17 protein-coding genes and 1 pseudogene are annotated in these 17,896 nt (G+C 50.2%); 9 read left to right on the top strand and 9 right to left on the bottom strand.

Annotated elements, in window-relative coordinates:
- Nucleotides 1-267: 267 nt before the first annotated feature.
- The gene (locus tag TX85_RS07685) at nucleotides 268-456 is read right to left on the bottom strand and encodes a hypothetical protein (protein WP_044478510.1); all 189 of its coding nucleotides are present in this window, start codon (nucleotides 454-456) and stop codon (nucleotides 268-270) included.
- A complete protein-coding gene (locus tag TX85_RS07690; protein ID WP_044478512.1) occupies nucleotides 453-1,607 on the bottom strand; it encodes a DUF4062 domain-containing protein in 1,155 nt (384 codons plus the stop codon). The genes TX85_RS07685 and TX85_RS07690 overlap by 4 nt, the downstream gene beginning before the upstream one ends.
- Before the next feature lie 124 nt (nucleotides 1,608-1,731).
- Between TX85_RS07690 and TX85_RS07695 the strand changes: the two genes are divergently transcribed.
- A complete protein-coding gene (locus TX85_RS07695; RefSeq protein ID WP_044478513.1) occupies nucleotides 1,732-2,328 on the top strand; it encodes a nitroreductase family protein in 597 nt (198 codons plus the stop codon).
- 173 nt (nucleotides 2,329-2,501) lie between these two features.
- A complete protein-coding gene (locus tag TX85_RS07700; RefSeq protein ID WP_316244880.1) occupies nucleotides 2,502-3,188 on the top strand; it encodes a succinylglutamate desuccinylase/aspartoacylase family protein in 687 nt (228 codons plus the stop codon).
- A 36-nt stretch (nucleotides 3,189-3,224) separates the two neighbouring features.
- Here the strand turns inward: TX85_RS07700 and TX85_RS07705 are convergent, their stop codons facing one another.
- Both TX85_RS07705 and TX85_RS07710 read right to left on the bottom strand, forming a co-directional pair.
- The gene (locus tag TX85_RS07705) at nucleotides 3,225-3,410 is read right to left on the bottom strand and encodes a hypothetical protein (RefSeq protein ID WP_044478516.1); all 186 of its coding nucleotides are present in this window, start codon (nucleotides 3,408-3,410) and stop codon (nucleotides 3,225-3,227) included.
- 105 nt (nucleotides 3,411-3,515) lie between these two features.
- A complete protein-coding gene (locus TX85_RS07710) occupies nucleotides 3,516-6,806 on the bottom strand; it encodes a DEAD/DEAH box helicase (protein ID WP_044478517.1) in 3,291 nt (1,096 codons plus the stop codon).
- A gap of 187 nt (nucleotides 6,807-6,993) precedes the next feature.
- Between TX85_RS07710 and TX85_RS07715 the strand changes: the two genes are divergently transcribed.
- Nucleotides 6,994-7,974, top strand: a complete 981-nt coding sequence (locus tag TX85_RS07715) for an aldo/keto reductase (RefSeq protein ID WP_044478518.1) — start codon at nucleotides 6,994-6,996, stop codon at nucleotides 7,972-7,974.
- A 63-nt stretch (nucleotides 7,975-8,037) separates the two neighbouring features.
- Here TX85_RS07715 and TX85_RS07720 read toward each other — a convergent pair whose 3' ends face one another.
- The 4 genes and pseudogenes from TX85_RS07720 to TX85_RS07730 form a co-directional block, all read right to left on the bottom strand.
- Nucleotides 8,038-8,457, bottom strand: coding sequence for a VOC family protein (locus TX85_RS07720; RefSeq protein ID WP_044478520.1), 420 nt, complete (start codon nucleotides 8,455-8,457; stop codon nucleotides 8,038-8,040).
- A gap of 76 nt (nucleotides 8,458-8,533) precedes the next feature.
- Entirely contained in the window at nucleotides 8,534-9,289 is a 756-nt protein-coding gene (locus TX85_RS07725; protein ID WP_233500644.1) for a helix-turn-helix transcriptional regulator, read from the bottom strand.
- Nucleotides 9,290-9,451: pseudogene (locus TX85_RS28160) on the bottom strand (helix-turn-helix transcriptional regulator); the annotation flags it as partial.
- A gap of 49 nt (nucleotides 9,452-9,500) precedes the next feature.
- Nucleotides 9,501-9,680: a hypothetical protein gene (locus tag TX85_RS07730; protein ID WP_044479892.1), complete on the bottom strand. Its 180-nt coding sequence runs from the start codon at nucleotides 9,678-9,680 to the stop codon at nucleotides 9,501-9,503.
- Between the two features lie 174 nt (nucleotides 9,681-9,854).
- Between TX85_RS07730 and TX85_RS07735 the strand changes: the two genes are divergently transcribed.
- The 3 genes from TX85_RS07735 (at nucleotide 9,855) to TX85_RS07745 (ending at nucleotide 13,407) form a co-directional block, all read left to right on the top strand.
- On the top strand, nucleotides 9,855-10,613 hold the full coding sequence (locus tag TX85_RS07735) for a MerR family transcriptional regulator (RefSeq protein ID WP_044478523.1): 759 nt from the start codon (nucleotides 9,855-9,857) through the stop codon (nucleotides 10,611-10,613).
- Between the two features lie 141 nt (nucleotides 10,614-10,754).
- On the top strand, nucleotides 10,755-12,164 hold the full coding sequence (hemG, locus tag TX85_RS07740; protein ID WP_044478524.1) for a protoporphyrinogen oxidase: 1,410 nt from the start codon (nucleotides 10,755-10,757) through the stop codon (nucleotides 12,162-12,164).
- A gap of 475 nt (nucleotides 12,165-12,639) precedes the next feature.
- Nucleotides 12,640-13,407, top strand: coding sequence for a GNAT family N-acetyltransferase (locus tag TX85_RS07745; RefSeq protein ID WP_044478526.1), 768 nt, complete (start codon nucleotides 12,640-12,642; stop codon nucleotides 13,405-13,407).
- A 68-nt stretch (nucleotides 13,408-13,475) separates the two neighbouring features.
- Here TX85_RS07745 and TX85_RS07750 read toward each other — a convergent pair whose 3' ends face one another.
- A complete protein-coding gene (locus TX85_RS07750) occupies nucleotides 13,476-14,708 on the bottom strand; it encodes an aminopeptidase (RefSeq protein WP_044478527.1) in 1,233 nt (410 codons plus the stop codon).
- Between the two features lie 344 nt (nucleotides 14,709-15,052).
- Between TX85_RS07750 and TX85_RS07755 the strand changes: the two genes are divergently transcribed.
- The 3 genes from TX85_RS07755 to TX85_RS07765 all read left to right on the top strand — a co-directional run bounded on the left by TX85_RS07755 (nucleotide 15,053) and on the right by TX85_RS07765 (nucleotide 17,854).
- Nucleotides 15,053-15,322, top strand: coding sequence for a hypothetical protein (locus TX85_RS07755; RefSeq protein ID WP_044478528.1), 270 nt, complete (start codon nucleotides 15,053-15,055; stop codon nucleotides 15,320-15,322).
- A 38-nt stretch (nucleotides 15,323-15,360) separates the two neighbouring features.
- Nucleotides 15,361-15,795 (top strand): VOC family protein, encoded by a 435-nt coding sequence (locus tag TX85_RS07760; protein ID WP_044478529.1) that lies wholly within the window; start codon nucleotides 15,361-15,363, stop codon nucleotides 15,793-15,795.
- A gap of 217 nt (nucleotides 15,796-16,012) precedes the next feature.
- Entirely contained in the window at nucleotides 16,013-17,854 is a 1,842-nt protein-coding gene (locus tag TX85_RS07765; protein ID WP_044478530.1) for an assimilatory sulfite reductase (NADPH) flavoprotein subunit, read from the top strand.
- Nucleotides 17,855-17,896 lie beyond the last annotated feature (42 nt).

The following is a 17,896-nucleotide window of genomic DNA, read 5'->3' on the forward strand; positions in this document are numbered from 1 at the left end:
CTTATAAGTTGAACTACTGAATTTTTACGTTCTGGGGGCAACGTGTGAAGTGTGCTTACGATCGCTGTTGTTCGCGGATTTCTCTAATTGAACTAAGATATTTTAGGGTAGATATCCACTCACAAAGGCGAACGCTTACACTTCTACAGCACACTTCACACTTATGCCCTTTCTACGTAGCTTTCATAGTTCAACTTACATAGTGAAATTTTATAGTAAAAAAACGTCCCTGCCGGGTTCCAGCGGGGACGTTCGTATTCATCAAGCTCAGGCCCGTTTGGTCGCCAAGGCGAACCGGTCCTTGATCTGTTTACTGCTTCGCTTCATGGCTGAGCGCTGCTCCTTCAAGATATGCGAGGAATTCCGCTCCTCCGGAACAAATAGCAGGGCATCCTTGGGCTGAAGGCCTACCGCTTTGCTAACCTTCCCGTTTTTAGATACAAATACACTACTCATCGCTTCAACCCTCCCAGAAATAATTTGATCCACTCGATAATTAAAGGATTTTTACTTAGTATAGCACGATTAACGCTTTCTTTGTAATGGATGAATTTCCTGGCGTTCCAGTCCGGGTCAGCCGGATAGTGAAGGGTAAGCACTTTGGAACCCGAGAAGATGCAATGGTAGAACATGGCTTTGGCTTCCTTATAATAGATTTGTTCGGCCGGATTGCCCATCTGAACCGTCAGAGCCATGTAAGAGCTTTGATCATCCAGCTTGAACTCGGGTACAGGAACCGCATTGCCTGAGGCAGCATCCAAATAGAGCATGTCCTCCAGAAGCGTATATAAGGTTGCCGCACAGCAATCGCGATAGTAACCGATACACTCCGTCATATATTGCCCGTAAACCTGTTCAATATCTCCACCCTTCAGCATGCGTCTGATCTTTTCAAGCGCACCCTCAGGCTGCTCCAATCCTGTAAATTGCATGGAAGGAAGGAGTGAAGTAATGAGCTCAAATGCATCGTCGTATTGCTCCAGCCGCATGGATGTTTGTTCAATGTAATCCTCCAGCGGCAACAGCAGGGAGCCTCTGCGCAGCAAATCGCTGAAGTACATCTCCCAGTCGATCGGCACCCCTAAGGTCAAATCATCAATGTACACCTTGCGCTGTGTCATATCATAGTAAAAATACCATACGTAAGGGTCGATGCCAGATGGAATTCTGAAGTCAGCTTGAAGCAGCTCAATCAGATGGGTCGGAGGGGGGAAGCGGGACTCCGATGCCACATATTTCTCAATGCACTGCTCAAGTATCGGCTTTACCGTGCCGAAATAGCATTGCTTGACTTCGATATCGGCAAAGACAAGAATCAGCTTGCCCTGCTCACAAGCTTTTATGAATTCCATATGGGTGACGGTTCTCATGGCATTCCCGTAATAAGTGCCGGCTTGACTTCCGATGAACAGCAAATAGATATCACTTTCTTCTACGGCCTCCAGGCAACGGTGCACCGGATCCACATGTCCAAGCCAAGGGCCCAGATTTTCTTCCCACATCAGGGGCTCGTGGCCAAGCTGTTTAAGCTGATGGTACACCTTTTGGCGAAGGGGCTTTAATCCGTCCTCATTCACAGAACTGATAAAAATTTTCGTCTTGGGCATCCGCAGCCTCCTCAAGCGTCTATTACTACCATTATAACCCAATTCTAGTTAATAGATAGTCAGTGGTTTAATTTTGGCCGTTCGGGTAAAATAAACGTATTTCAGGTAGAAGGAGAGAAAACAGATGAGCAGTATGATTGATTTACTGAAGAAACGCCGCAGTATCTATGCTATTAATAAGGAAATTCCGGTCTCGCAGGAGCGGATTGAGGAGATTGTGGGTCAGGCAGTCAAGTATGTGCCAAGCTCCTTCAATTCGCAAAGTGCAAGAGTACTTATTCTGTTTGATGAGCAGCATGATAAGTTTTGGGATCTGACGAAGGAGACGCTTCGGAAAGTGGTGCCAGAAGGCCAATTCGCCTCCACCGAGGATAAGATGAATTCCTTCCGCAGCGGCCGCGGGACGGTTCTGTTCTTTGAAGAGCAGGCTATCATTGAGGGGCTACAGCAGCAATTTGCGCTCTATGCGGATAACTTCCCTGTGTGGTCGGAGCAGTCCTCAGGCATGCTGCAGCTGGCCGTATGGACAGGTTTGGCCGACGAAGGAGTGGGAGCTTCATTACAGCACTATAATCCGCTTGTGGATGAGCAGGTTGCCAAGGAATGGAATGTGCCGTCCTCCTGGAAGCTGATTGCTCAAATGCCGTTCGGCGGGATTGCGGCTCAAGCCGGCGACAAAGAATTCGCACCGCTCGAGGTCCGAGTCAGAGTCGCAAAATAATAAAATGTATCTTCAAAACGTCTTCGACCCGTATAAAACGGTCCGGAGGCGTTTTTTGTGCAGATTTATAAGCAGCCAGGAAAGAGACGAGAGTCCATACAGAAATGCTGCCAAATGCATAGGATAAGCTGACGCAGAGAGAAGCGGGGTTATGTAGAAATGAGGAGGAGATGATGAGAATGCAGCTTCTGACCCTGCAGCTCGCTCCGGGATCTGGATACGCTACTACCTATTATGACTTTCGAGCTGACCGATCGGGCCCTGCTGCCATGATTATTTCAGGTGTTCATGGGAACGAGACCGCCAGCATCGCCGCTGCGCAGCAGCTTGTTAAACAGTTGAAAAGGGGAGAGCTGCGACTTATGAAAGGAAGGCTTGTGATTGTGCCCCTAGTCAATCAGCAGGCATATCGCCGAAAGGTGCGGGGACGACCCGATCTTAACCGGCAATTTCCTAGACATTCCGGAAGCAAAGGACGAAACGGACTTGCCAGAGCGGTATTCGGGCTGGCCCGGCAGGTATCCCCAAGCTGGTTCCTGGATTTGCACGAAGCTAACGGCTTGTCTCAGTTAAGCTCGCGTGTGCTCGGGCAGACATTGATCACGAATCCACGCAGCCCGGCTATTCCTGCAGTTCAAAGGCAAATTCGGAAAGTGAATGCAGCTATCCCGAACAGAAACCATCATTTTAACCGGCGCCTGCATGAGCTTCCAGGCTCCGCACGAACCGCGGCAACACGCCTGCTTAGAGCTAAAGCGGTAACGGTCGAAACATGCTGGAGTCTTTCGCGGGCGTCCAGAATCAGGTATCAGAAGCAAATCGTGCGAGGTTTCCTCCAGGAGGCGGGGCTGTTAAAGTAAAAAATCCGCCCGGTTACCCGGGCGGCGGGGGGAACGTTATTTGCCTTGAGAATCGGAATCGTTATAGGCAACCGGCTTGGCCACCCACTCATCGGCTTCCGGCTCGATATCCACACCATTCTCCAGCTTCTTCTTTTCCGCAAGTGAATCCCCATCGTGATCCCGTTTATTGCGAAGTTCAGCTTCATCCTGGGTATGACTGCTCTGATTATGCTGCGGCATGATACTTCCTCCTTCTTCTGACTGTACTGTAGTTAACCCATACTTATAGTTACCCGATAGAGGTAAATAAAAACATGAATTTTTCCAGCATCAGAAGCAGGCTTGTCAGAGGCTCAGGATTTCGCGGATGTCTTGTTCATTCAGGCTGGACCATGACTCTTCATCCGGATGGAGAACCTCGTCGATCAGATGCATTTTCTTCTGTTGAAGCTCGTACATTTTCTGCTCCACCGTATTCTCGGCAACAAGCCGGAGCACATGGACAACCTGTTTTTGTCCCATGCGATGAGCCCGGTCCGCCGCCTGCTGTTCGACGGCGGGATTCCACCATAGATCGTAGAGAATCACGGTATCTGCGCCGGTCAGATTCAAGCCTGTGCCGCCTGCCTTCAAGGAAATCAAAAAGACATCATTCTCGCCCGCATTGAAGCGGGAGCATAGCTCAACCCGTTGCTCAGGCGGTGTCTTGCCATCAAGATAGAAGAAGGGAATTCCCCGGTAGCCTAATTCTCTTCCGATCAGACTTAGCATCTCGGTAAACTGGGAGAAAATAAGCATCCGTTTTCCCGCGCTTAATGCTTCCTCGATGATCTCAAGCAGCTGTTCATATTTGGCAGAGCTATCCTGATAGCCCTCAACGAACAGCGCAGGATGACAGCAGAGCTGCCGCAGTCGGGTGATTCCGGCAAGGATCTGAATCCGGTTTTTCTCGAAGCTGTCATCATTCAGATGCTTGAGCGTATCCTGCTGGAGCTGGGCCAGCATAGCTGCATACAGCTTCTTTTGCTCCGGAAGCAAGGCGCTGGACTGCAGCGATTCGATCTTCTCAGGCAGCTCTTTCAGAACATCGCTCTTTAATCTGCGCAGCATGAAGGGGCGGATCATCCGCGCAATCTGCTCTCTCCGCAGGTCATTAAAGCGAGTGCGGCTTTGAAACAACGCCGGGAAGACGGCATCATAGATCGACCATAGCTCCTCAAGCGAGTTCTCGATCGGAGTTCCGGTCAGGGCGAATCGATGCCGGGCCCGAAGCGTCTTGACGGCCTTGGCGGTCTGGGTTGCATAATTTTTGAAGCTCTGGGCCTCATCAAGAATCAGCGTATGGAACGAAGCGTCTGCGAACAGCTCAACATCCATCCGAAGAAGAGGATACGACGTAATCAGGACATCATTCTCTTCCAAGTAGCGAAGCAGCCGAACACGGTCAGGCTTGGCTCCGTCAATAATGGTGCACCTTATATCCGGAGCGAACCGTACAAGCTCATTCCGCCAGTTATAGACTAGAGAAGCAGGAGCCACGATCAAAGCAGGCAATCGGTCCGTACGAATCTCTTCCAGCTTGGATAGCAGGAAGGCAATGCTCTGCAGGGTCTTTCCCAGCCCCATATCATCTGCGAGTACGCCGCCGAAGCCGAAAGAGGCCAGCATGCTCATCCATTGGAAGCCAAGCCGTTGATAGTCCCGCAAAACCGGGGCAAGCCCGGTCGGTATTTGAACCTGCATTTCTTCAGGATGCCGAAGCAGCGAGATCATTTTTCCAATGGCGCCATCCAAATGAATAAGGCCTCCATATCGTTCTTCATCCACCATCTGAAGTCCGCGGGCAACGGGCAGCTTGAAGCTCGCTCCGTTCTTTTCCGATGGGAGAAAGGGCCCGGCATCATTCATTAACTGGACAATATCCTGGAATTCGGCACTTTCAAGCGGCAGCAGGGCCCCATCAGGAAGACGGTAATATTTCCGCTTTGCTTCGAGCGCTTGGATGACCTCCCGGATTTCCTGTTCCGAGATCCCGTCCAGCCGAAAGGTCAGCTCCAGCCAGTCTGTTCGTTCTCCAAGAGCAAGGGAAACCTTTGGCGGCGCAGGTGCCGGCTTGACCCGGACCTTCACTGCTGAAGTGGCATAGACCTCAACCAGTTGCTCCAGCCGAGGAAGCATATGAACGAGAAAATCATACTCGGCTTCCTCGTTGTCAAGATAATAGGCGCTTTCCGTCTTGGTAAAGCCGCTTCCCTCCATGAGCTCCAGAATAAGCCGCTCCTGTTCATCATCCCGAAGCAGGATATGCTCCGTTCCGCGCTGCTGTTCTACGCTTTCCAGGGGATTCAGCACCACATTGCCGTAATGGAACTCCAGCCCGGCGAGCAGCCGTTCACGGAGCCGGTCCAGAAACAGCTTGGCCTTTAAGGGCGTCCGTTTAATCCGGTTGCTGACCTCCTCCGCAACCTGGATCTTGCCGAGCTTGGCAAGGCCGGGCACGACCCTGCGCATGAAGGGCTCCATTTGCTCCCCGGGAACATGGACATAATCTCTTCGGGAGGCATCCATCATCCCCTTCATTTCAGCAAGTCTTCGGCATTCCTCCTCTTCCAGGCGGATAAAGGCATCCTCATATCGGACAAGCCCGTAATCTGCATATAGCTCAAGCTCCTCCAGACCGTGGATTACCAGGATGCTGCCATGGTCCTCGGACGGGCGAACTTCAAAGCGTAAGGGCAAGGGATGATAGGAGAGCTGCAGCGGAATAGCCCCGCCCTGGCGATCTTCCACTTTCACAGAGGAAGAGTTCATGAACAGGGAAAGAAGCCGATTCCAGGCATAAGGCGGGAGAACCATCAAGCGTTCTTCCTGGCGACGTCCGGCTCCGTGAGGCTGGCTCGGAATCGCACCGGAATAGATCTGTTCATTTTTTGAAATAGCAATCAGCTCGCGAATGATCTCGTAATCCTGAGGATCGAAGCTGTGCTTCTCCGGATCATAGGCGAACTGGGGTGTGAACGAGAACGATTGCCCCCGGTCTACCAAATCCAGAAAGGCCAGAATATTCTTGACGATATAGTGCCTCGAGACTCCGAGCTTCATCTCCACGGCAAGCAATCGCCGATGGGCTCTGTAAGCATAGGGTCTTAGAATGAACTCGACCTGGAGTCGCATACGGGAGTCAAACCGCACCTCTGCCGGCTTTCGGCGATGGGAGCGCGGATCGAACAAGCCGATCAGGTCGCGGGTTAGCCATACGTCCTTGCCGGTGGAATCGGGCCGGGAAGGGGAGGCGCTTAAAGCGCCTGAATCCATCACAGGCTCATGCTCAATCTCTCTTCCCATATGCTGCTGATCATCAAAGATAGCCAGCAAAACAGCTGCAATATGCTTGCAGTAATTATGAAGAGAGGTATAGACATCGCAGCTGCACTGCGCGGCGACATTTCCTTTTGCAGACAGATCAATATGCACGAAGCAGGTATCGATATCATGTACGACAGCGTGGAATTGCTGCCCGTCCTGTCCCACAGGAGTGAGATCGACCTTCTTGTGACGGTAATAAGCTTCTCCTCGGTCATAAGCGATGCGGCCACAAAGAAGCTTGATAAATTGACGCGTTAATTTTGCACTCATAAGCGGTTGACCTTTCCTATCTTTGTTATAGATATCATTTATCATACCAGAAGATGAGTGAATATATAGAACCTATATAAGTTGAACTATAAATGCTGCGTAGGAGTAATGGATTTGCATCAAGTATTTGATAGGAATAGAATAACAGTTGATAGATCCTAATTCATTTCGGAAGGTGTGTGAAAGAATGGAGTTTACCAATTTAGGCCGATCAGGTCTGAAGGTCAGCAAGCTTTGTCTTGGAACCATGAATTTCGGCACAGAAACGGAAGAGAAGGAAGCATTCAAGATTATGGATGCGGCATTGGATGCAGGTATTAACTTTTTTGATACGGCCAATGTGTACGGCTGGGAGAATTCCGGACGGACAGAGGAAATTATCGGTCGCTGGTTCGCTCAGGGCGGAGGACGTCGGGAAAAAGTAGTTCTTGCTACCAAGTTCTTTGGAGAGATGAAGACGAACCCGCATGACGGACCCAATCAAGCACGCGGATTGTCTTCGTACAAGCTGCGGCGCCATCTGGAGGAGTCGCTTCGTCGACTGCAGACGGACCATATCGAGCTGTATCAGATGCATCACGTGGATCGAAATGTAAGTTGGGATGAGCTGTGGGAAGGGTTTAGAATCGCGATGTACCAAGGCAAGATCGGCTATGTGGGCTCCAGTAATTTTGCCGGCTTTGATCTGGTGAAGGCGCAGTACGAAGCCAAAGCAAAGGGCATGCTTGGCCTGGTGTCCGAGCAGCACAAGCTCAGTCTGCTGTGCCGCTTGCCGGAGCTGGAGCTGCTTCCGGCGGCAGAGGAGCACGGCATCGGGGTTATCGCCTGGAGTCCGCTCGACGGCGGTCTGCTTAGCGGACATGCACTGCATCCGATAGAGGGCTCCAGACGCTCGAACAATCCGGAGCGCGTAGAACGTTACCGCGCCCAGCTGGAAGCCTTCGAGGCGTTCTGCAAGGAGTTGGGCGAGAGCGAGGCGAATGTGGCCTTGGCCTGGACGCTGACACGTCCGGCGATGACGGCCCCGATTATTGGGCCGCGAACACTGGAGCAGCTAGAGGGCGCATTGCGCGCCGTCGAGATCCAGCTGGGTGAAAGCGAGCTTAAGCGGCTGGATGAAATTTTCCCGGGACCGGGAGGAGCCGCTCCGAAGGCATATGCCTGGTAATCATTCCTTATAATCATAGAGCCCCTGGTTGGATGACTCTGTCCAGCCAGGGGCTCTTTTATTTCAGTCTTCCTCAACGATCATTTCCGGGTTGTAGGCGACTTCCCAATAGTAGCCGTCCGGGTCGGAGAAATAAGCATGATATCCGCCCCAAAAAACATCCTGCGGCTCCTTCTCGATGACAGCTCCGGACTCTCTTGCTAATGCAATAATCTGGTGAACTTCCTCTTTGCTGTTCACATTGTAGGCCAGCGTTATCCCTGAAAATCCGGGGCGGATCGGCGGAGGATTGTCTGCATTAATATCCTTAGCCAGCAAATCAACCGGAAACAACTCCAATTTGATCCCCTGGTCCGTGTCAAAAAAGATGACCGGAGGGTCGTACCGGGTTTCTTTCGTCTGAAAGCCTAATCCATCCTTATAAAAGCGAATGGCCCGTTCCATATTTTCAACACCTAAACAGATGATCGTTATCCTGTTCATTAAATTACCTCCTTAAGCTGCAGCTTGGATTAATAAGTTTAGTATGGTACAAGGAACACGACAACAGTATGTCAGGTTACTCGTATTGCTTTAAAATGTTTTTTGCTTGCGCATAGATGTCTGCTCCTAATTCAGAAGGACTTATCACTTTTACTTTATCTCCAAAACTCAAAATCCATTGTGTTGCATAGTCCGGATTGGTAAAGGACTTTTGAAACAGCAATTTACCGGATTCGGTTGCTGTAAAGCATTCCGGTCCATATTCTTCGATCAACCGATATTTGGCAGTGTCTTCAAACAAAGCAACTAAGGTCATCTCTTCGGTCCGAAAATATCGTTCGAGGTCCAATTTTCCCTCGGGAAGCCTTCGGGGCTCATATCGAGTTGCCGTGCGCGCTAATTGACATATACGATTTAATTTGAATAGACGATAAGCCTGCCGAGAAAGACAGTATCCATAAACATACCAGGCAGCCCATTTGAAGACGATGAAATAGGGTTCAATTCGGCGTTTCGATTCGCCCTTATTCGAATGATAAAGGAATGAAATGACCTCCTGATGGAGGACCGCCTGCTTAATTTGCTCTATTTTATCCGTAATCCCTTCCTGATCCCATGCTGCCAGATCAATTAAAATCACGTCTTGCTCAGCCCTAAGGGTATCTTTATCCGTGGAGAATTTTTCAATTATGGTTTGCCTATAGGAGGTCTTGGAAATGCTGTCGATGCTCTTGATTCCGGCTAATACGACCTGCAATTCATTTGTTGTAAGGATGGTTTTATCCAGCTTATAACCCTTTGCAACAGAAATTCCTCCGTCGTATCCCTGCATGGATACGATAGGGATGCCTGCTTTGCACAGATCATCGATATCGCGCTGAATCGTTCGGCTTGATACTTCAAACCTTTCTGCTAATTGCGGAATCGTTACTTTGTCTTTTTGCAGTAATATGGTAATAATTCCGATGAGACGGTCTATTTTCACAATGCTCACCTCTAGGCGATAATAACATTAGAGATACGACATTTATTTGTTTGGGCCCCTAATTCAATTCTCTTTTAATTAGTGCTGTTGAGATATGGAGCGCCTTGATCCTGCGCGTGAGCAGTGTGTGCTGAGGTGTGCCTTCTTTCAGCTTCGGCAGGGCTTTCTCACATTTACTTATCGTCGATTCAAGCGCCCGTAACGCTTCTTTTAATTCTTCGCTCGTAAAGTTGTCCACGGCATGATCCTCCTTGATTTCCATCAAATTTGGCAGCAATCGTATAATAAATTATCTCCTTAGGGTATCATGCTGTCCACATGTAATTCAGAAGCATAGATATAATTTTTAAATTTAGGTATTGACCTTCACGTTACGTCAAGGTGTACTCTGGGTTTGTCAGGAGGGAAGCACATGGAATACACGATTCAAAAGCTCGGCAGGCTCGCGGGAGTCAGCACAAGAACGTTAAGGTACTATGACGAGATCGGCCTTCTCAAGCCGGCGAGAACGAACTCGTCCGGGTACCGGATATACGGTCAGAACGAGGTGGATCTGCTGCAGCAGATTTTGTTCTACCGGGAGCTTGACGTTCCATTGGAGCATATTCGCGAGATCATGCATAATCCGGAATTTAACGGAGAAGATGCGCTGCGGGAGCATCGTGGCAAACTCCTCGACAGAAGAAGACAACTCGATGCGCTGATTGCGAGCATTGATCAGACGCTTGATGCGCGGGAAGGGAGAACGACGATGACGGATCAGGATAAATTTGCAGGCTTCAAGCAGAAGCTGCTGGAGGAAAACGAGCAGAAATACGGTGCCGAGATTCGGGAAAAGTATGGGGAGGAAGCCGTGGAGCAATCCAATGCCAGGTTTGGCAGCCTGAGTGAAGCGCAGTACAATGATATGCAGCAGACGGAAAAGGAATTGTTTGCAGCCTTGAAGGTAGCGATGAAAAGCGGAGACCCGGCAGGAGAAGCGGCACAGCGTGCGGCTGACCTTCACAAGCACTGGCTCAGCTTCACGTGGCCTCAATACTCCAAGGAGGCTCATTCAGGCCTTGCCCGGATGTATGTAGAAGATGAGCGCTTCAAAGCCTACTACGATTCGCACTTCGAAGGAGCGGCATTGATGCTTAGGGATGCAATATTGCATTATACAGCTAAGTAAAGGGAGACGGGCCTCAAGGCTGTCTTCAGATCAACGGTCTGAAGGCAGCTTTTTTCGCTTGCATTGTTCGTCCGGGTTGATTAAGGTATCATGAAGAATAGACAAGAAAGGTGAACATTTCTCTGATTGAGGTGGAAACGATTGAAGACGGTTGTCATTGTTGGCGGGGGAGTTACCGGCCTGTCAGCGGCGTATTATTTAGAGCGGGAGTTATCTGGAGGACAGGAGCAGCTTCGAATCGTGGTCGTTGAGGCGAAGGAGAAGCTGGGCGGGAAAATACATACGATTCATGAATCGGGCTTTATTATGGAGGCTGGGGCGGACTCTATCGTTACGCGCAAGCAAAATACGGTTCCGCTGCTCGAGGAGCTGGGCTTGGCTGAGGAAGTTGTCTATAATGCTACAGGAAAATCATACATTTACACGGAAGGACAGCTTAAGCTGATTCCCGAGGAAGCGGTGTTCGGCATCCCGATCGGACTTGAGTCCTTGGCCAAGAGCGAGCTGGTCTCCGCAGAGGGCAAGGTGGAGGCGCTCAGGGACATTTACACGCCGAACGAAAGCTACACCGCAGAAGACTCGGTGGGAGCATTCCTGGAAGCCTTTCTTGGGGAAGAGCTGGTTCGCAAGCAAATCGCTCCGGTATTGTCAGGCGTATATTCCGGCTCCTTGAAGGATTTGACGCTGGCTTCCACGATGCCGTATTTGCTGGATTATAAGAATGAATATGGCAGCATTATGCTGGGGTTGGAGGCAAATCGGCACGTCTTTAAGGGGAACGGAAATAAGAAGTTTTTCTCCTTTCACGGCGGGCTTGGCTGTTTGGTTGACCGGTTCGAAGAGAAGCTGAAGAATATTGAATTCATTAAGGGAGTACCGGTGAACAGCATTCAAAAATCTGCGGATTATTCCCCAAGCTACCAGTTGCAATTAGGGGACGGATCTGTTTTGTCGGCGGATTATATTGTGCTCAGCGCACCGCATCAGGCTGCAATGTCCATGCTGAATAATGAGGATCTGAACGAGGACTTCTCCAGGCTTCGCGGCGGTTCGATGCTTAGTGTGTACGTCGGGTTTGACTTGGCTGACGATGCGCTGCCTGTGGACGGAACAGGATTTATTGTCTCAGGCTCAGAGGATGTCCGCTGCAATGCATGTACATGGACTAGCCGAAAATGGCCGCATACGTCGGCGGAAGGCAAGCTTCTTACCAGGCTCTTTTACAAGAGCACCAGTCCCGGATTTGAAGAGCTGGCGAACATGACGGAGGATCAGCTGCTGGACCTGGCACTTTCCGATGTGGCACGCAGCTTGGGTATTCAGGCAAAGCCGGTATCCTGCGTTGTCTATAAATGGCTGGATGCGATGCCGAATTATCATTTGCAGCATCCGGAGCTGGTGCGTTCCTTGGAAGAAAGAATGAAACAGCTTTATCCTGGAGTTCTGTTGGCGGGCTGCTCGTACTATGGTGTCGGTATCCCTGATTGCATTGCTAATGGTGAGGCTACAGCCAAGCGAATTGCTCAAGACATTAAAGAGGCGCAGTCTTAATTTTCGGGTGGCATGGCACGAAGTCACGATTTGTTCATTTATTAGGGCCAAGCGCGGTGATTTATTTTCTGTGAGACGGGTATACTATAAGTAAGTGGGAAGTGGTAATGATCATACAGCACAACGGAATGATGCTCCAAGCACATCCGGAAAGGCAGTTGATTCACCATGAAACCTCGTGAAAGAAGAAAGAGACGGAAGCTGTTGCTCGGTCTCTTGTCTGGTAAAGTTCCCTAGCAATTGGAAAGTTGCTTAACCATATTTAATATCGCTTCCCACCCCGGAAGGCTTGCGCGAAACGGAATCGCGCGAGTCTTCTTTTTTTACCGCACTCACCCATCCAAAGTAATTCGTGCTCTCTTCCTGAGGAATGATGTTATGTATGCAAATTAGGTGAAGATTGAACTTATGCTCCCGCCTGTTATTATATGTATATGTCATACATCGAAAAGATCTAAGTAGGAGGCACCTATACGTGACGAATCAAGATATATTGAAAGTCGCTATGCGGCAATCGGCCTTGGATTTGAATTGTCATGAACGTGATTTTTGCCAACAAGAAAATAAGGTCGTTACTTCAGCAGCTGACCCGAATGCGAGAAAATACTTGACGCTGCCCTTTTATTGCAATTTAGTTTCTTACGGCCATAACATTGTTGCGTCTGTGGATGAGGAGATCGCCGCTGTCGTACAGGACTACATAAATAAGTATCCTATAGAGCACTGTTTTGAGACACCGAACCTGCATGTTCTGGATGAGGAGCTACGCAAAAGAAACCGGCGTATTTGCTTCATGGCGGAATATTTTCTTCCCGATCTGAAGCTTCTTCGTGCGCTAGATTGCAGCTATGAGCTGAAGCTGATGACACCGGAGAGCTTCGGCGGGCTGTACACAAGCGAATGGGGCAATGCTCTATGTGAAAAACGTAAGCATCTGGACGTACTCGCTATCGGAGCTTATGAGGAGGGAGAGCTCATCGGATTGGCCGGCTGCTCTGCAGATTGCGAGACGATGTGGCAGATTGGGGTGGATGTTCTACCGGCATATCGGAAACAAGGGATTGCTTCTGCATTGACTAGCCGTCTGGCTGTGGAGGTCCTCCAGCGGGGGAAAGTGCCGTTTTATTGTGCAGCATGGTCCAACATCAAATCGGTGCGCAACGCAATTACCAGCGGATTCAAACCGGCATGGGTGGAGATGACTGCGAAGGAAGCAGGATTTGTAGAGAATATGAACGCTTAGAGAGTATCGGGAAAAAAAGGAAATGCCGCTATAGGTTAATATAGCGGCGTTTTTCATTTAAAGTGACATCAAACCCAGTTCCCTTGGCGGAATACAGGTTCGACCGAGCCGTCTTCAAGCTCCCCGTCGATGTCCAGCTCCGCGGAGCCCACCATGAAATCGACATGGGTCAGGCTGACGTTGGCGCCGCGCAACAGCAGTTCTTCTTTGCTGAGGGCAGCACCGCCTTCGATGTTCACAGGATAAGCACTGCCAAGTGCGAAGTGACAGGAGGCGTTCTCATCTATACCGGTATTGTAGAATATCCGGTTCATCCGTGAGATGGGTGAATCATGGGGAACCAAAGCAATCTCGCCGAGGTAGCTGGCACCTTCATCGGTTTCAAGCAGGGATGCCAGATGCTCTTCACCGGAAGATGCTTCATAGGATACCACCTTGCCGTCCTTGAAGGTAAGACGAATGCCTTCGACCAGGCGGCCGTTCAGGTTCAGCGGCATGGTACTGGTGACCGTACCGTTTACAGCCGTCCGCAGCGGCATGGAATAGATTTCCTCGGTCGGCATATTCGCTACGAAATAAACGCCGGCTTCATTATAATCGCCGCCGCCGAGCCACAGATGCCCCTCCGGCAAGCCGACCTTCAAGTCGGTTCCAGGAGCGCGATAATGCAGGCTTTTGTATCGCTTAGCATTCATGGCGTTCTGGCGTTCTTTAAGATGAGCAATGTGATCCTGCCATGCAGCCACAGCATCCTCGCCGTCCGTTACCCGGTTCATCTGGAATACAGCATCCCACATCGCTTGCACTCGCTCTTCTTCCGGCAGGTCGGCGAATACTTTATCTGCCCAGGCCCGAGTTGGCGCCTTGATCAGGGACCAAGTGATCCGGTTGTTGCGGGTATACTGCTGAAAGCCTTGACGCGCAATGGCTGCGGCCTTGACAGCACGGGAAACCTTGCTGCCGTCAATGCCCTTAAGCAGCATCGGATCGGGCACTTTAATATGTAACAGGGCTCCGCCTTCTTCGGCAAAGCGCTCCAGCATGTCGGCATGCCATTTCGGATAATAGTCGAACGAATCGTCCGCAGCCTTTTCATAACGGATACGGGTTATCGCTTCATCGTCCCAATCTACCTGTACATACTTCGCACCGGCTTCATAAGCCTTGGCTACGACCAGTCGTGTGAACTCGGCTGTCTCTAACGGCGCCTGAACGATCAAGGACTGTCCGGGCTGAATATGCACCCCGACCTTGACGACTAGATCGGCGTAGCTGTTAAGTAGTGTGCTGAAATCTGACATAAGCTGTTTCTCCTTCTCTGACTGCTTTATAAGTTGAACTATAAGATGCTGCTTGGCAGGGCATAAGAGTGAAGTGTTCTGACAGAAGTGCTAACGTTCGCCTTTGAGAGCGGATTTCCACCTTATAATGGCTTAGTACAGTCAGAGAAATCTGCGAACAACAGCGATCATAAGAACACTTCACACGTTGCCCCTAGAAGCGTAGTCATTTGTTCAACTTATAAAGCTATAAATTATTGTTCTATTATAGTCCCGGCATGAGAATGGTGCAAAGCGGGAATAATTTTGAGCTTATTGTCTCAGATTAGTACATGTATCGTTCAGTCAGACAGGAGGCAGATCATATGGAAAACCCATTTTCCAGCTTGCAATCTCAAAATCCCATCTCACTCGCCCAACAATCCGTTGAGAACGTGCACCGGGCGGTGAAGCAGGCTCAATCTCATCCCAGTGAGGAGACCGTGCAGAATGCGCGAAATGCGCTTGAGAAAGCGGAGCGTTCAATCGCCCAGGCAGAAGGCCGGATGAACCAGGAACCCATTGACCGGGCCAAAGAAAGCCTGGAGACAGACCGCGGATTTCTGGCGGAAGTGGGAAATCAATTAAATAACTAGTATGATAGCCATGAACAAAATTAGAGGAGTTGACAATCATGGCAATAGAACTGGCACCTTACTTAACAATGGATGGGAATGCGAGAGAAGCAATTACATTTTACCAGCAGGCGCTTGGCGCTGAGATTTTGTTTCTGCAGACCTTTGGAGAAATGCCTGATAATCCGGACTTTCCGTTGCCGGTAGAAATGAAGGATAAAATATCCCATGCCGCATTGAATGTGGATGGTGCGGAAATGATGTTCTCGGATGCTTTTCCTGGGAATCCTCCCAAATTGGGCGGTATGCTGTCTGTCTGCCTGACTACGGATGAGGAGTCGAAGGCAAAGCGCATCTTTGATGCCTTGGCAGAGGGTGGGCAGATCGAGATGCCTTTCCAGAAGACCTTTTTCAGTCCGGGATATGGCATGGTGACGGACAAGTTCGGCATCATGTTCCAGATCTTCACCAAAGGGGCAAGTGAATATAAGTAAGTAAGAACCGGAGGCAGTTGATGCTTCCGGTTTTTTTATCTTTGTATAATAAACGTAATATATATTATGTTAACTATCAGTAATATTAATAGTATCTATAAAATCATTATAATTGACCAGCTTCAGGAGCTGTGCTAATTTCAAGAGAGTATAATTCTTAGTGTGTTACTAGGAATTTAATGCAGAATTCTATGTAGGCTTGGTGAGGTGGATGAGCTTGGAATTACAAGTATCGAACAGCCCGTTTAATCAGGAACAGACAGAGCTGCTGAATCGGCTGCTCCCGTCATTAACGGATTCGCAGCGGGTATGGCTAAGCGGTTATTTGACAGCTCTTGCTAGGGCAGGTTTTTCGGGAGGCTTAGCAAGCACAGCGGTATCAGTTCAGTCAGCCGCTCCTTCCGCAGCTGCGCCGGTTCCTGCGGCATCGAAAGAGATCACGATTCTGTACGGCTCGCAAACCGGCAACAGCAGCGGCTTGGCCAAGAAATTTGCGAAAGCGCTGGAAGCCGAGCAGTATCAAGTGACGCTATCGTCGATGGGTGATTATAAGACAGGGAATTTAAAAAAGACGAGTCAATTATTAGTGATTGTAAGTACCCATGGAGAAGGAGAACCTCCTGACAGCGCGATTTCGTTCTATGAGTTCCTGAACAGCAAGCGGGCTCCGAAGCTGGATGGACTGAGGTTCTCCGTGCTTGCGCTGGGGGATACGTCCTATGAGTTTTTCTGCCAAACCGGCAAGGACTTTGACAAGCGGCTTGAGGAATTGGGCGGTCAACGGCTTGTACCGCGGGTGGACTGCGATGTGGATTTCAGCGAGGACGCTGGCGCATGGTTCTCGCAGGTTACAGCGGCACTTTCCGCCGGATCGGGGTCTGCGGCATTAAAGACGGAGGATCTCACAGCTCAAGTGGAAGCGGGAGAATCATCTTATTCCCGTGAGAACCCATTCCGGGCAGAAGTGCTTGAGAATCTGAATTTGAACGGAAGAGGCTCTGCGCGCGAGACGCGGCATCTGGAAATCTCGTTGGAAGGCTCCGGCTTGGATTATGAACCAGGGGACAGCCTTGGCATTTATCCGGAAAATGACCCGCAGCTTGTGGATGCGTTAATTGCAACACTGGGTTGGAGTGGTGCGGAGGAGGTTCCGGTATCCAAATCTGGCGATTTGCTCCCCTCGCGGGAAGCCTTGCTGAGACACTTTGAGATCACGGTGTTGACCAAGCCGTTTCTTACCCGATTGGCGGATATCACCGGACATGAGGGACTGGTAAAGCTTGTATCGCCAGGCGAGGAAGAGGCTTTGAAAGGTTATCTAAAGGGAAGAGATCTCCTGGATCTGGTGCAGGACTATCATCTTCAGGGCATCGGTCCGGATGCGTTGACCGGCTTGCTTCGCAAGCTGCCGCCACGGCTGTATTCGATTGCCAGCAGCTCCAAGGCAACACCGGAAGAGGTGCATGTGACGGTTAGAGCCGTGAGATATGAAGCGCATGGACGGCAGCGCAGAGGTGTAACTTCGGTGCAATTGGCAGAGCGCGTGCAGCCGGGGGACACATTGCCTGTGTTCATTCAGCATAACCCGAGCTTTAAGTTGCCAAAGGACCCGAATACCAAAATTATTATGATTGGTCCGGGTACAGGTGTAGCTCCTTTCAGGGCATTTTTGAGTGAGCGGGAAGAGAGCGACGCACAAGGCGAGAGCTGGCTTTTTTACGGAGATCAGCACTTTACGACTGATTTTCTGTATCAAGTGGAATGGCAGCGCTGGCTGAAGGATGGGGTGCTGACACGAATGGACGTTGCTTTCTCGAGAGATACCGAGCAGAAGGTTTATGTCCAGCACCGTATGCTGGAGCACAGCAAGGAGCTGTTCAACTGGCTTGAACAAGGAGCCGTGGTCTATGTCTGCGGTGATGAAGGAAGCATGGCGCATGATGTTCACGCCGCTCTTGCGACAATTCTGATTCAGGAAGGCGGTCTTGCGCCGGAAGCGGCGGCAGAGCGGCTGACAGAAATGCAGCGGCAGCAGCGCTATCAGCGGGATGTCTACTAGGTCGGCAGGGAAGAGAAGAACCCGTGATTGAAAGGAGAAGCT

The organism is Paenibacillus antibioticophila (genome assembly GCF_000455265.1).
GTDB classification, from domain to species: domain Bacteria; phylum Bacillota; class Bacilli; order Paenibacillales; family Paenibacillaceae; genus Fontibacillus; species Fontibacillus antibioticophila.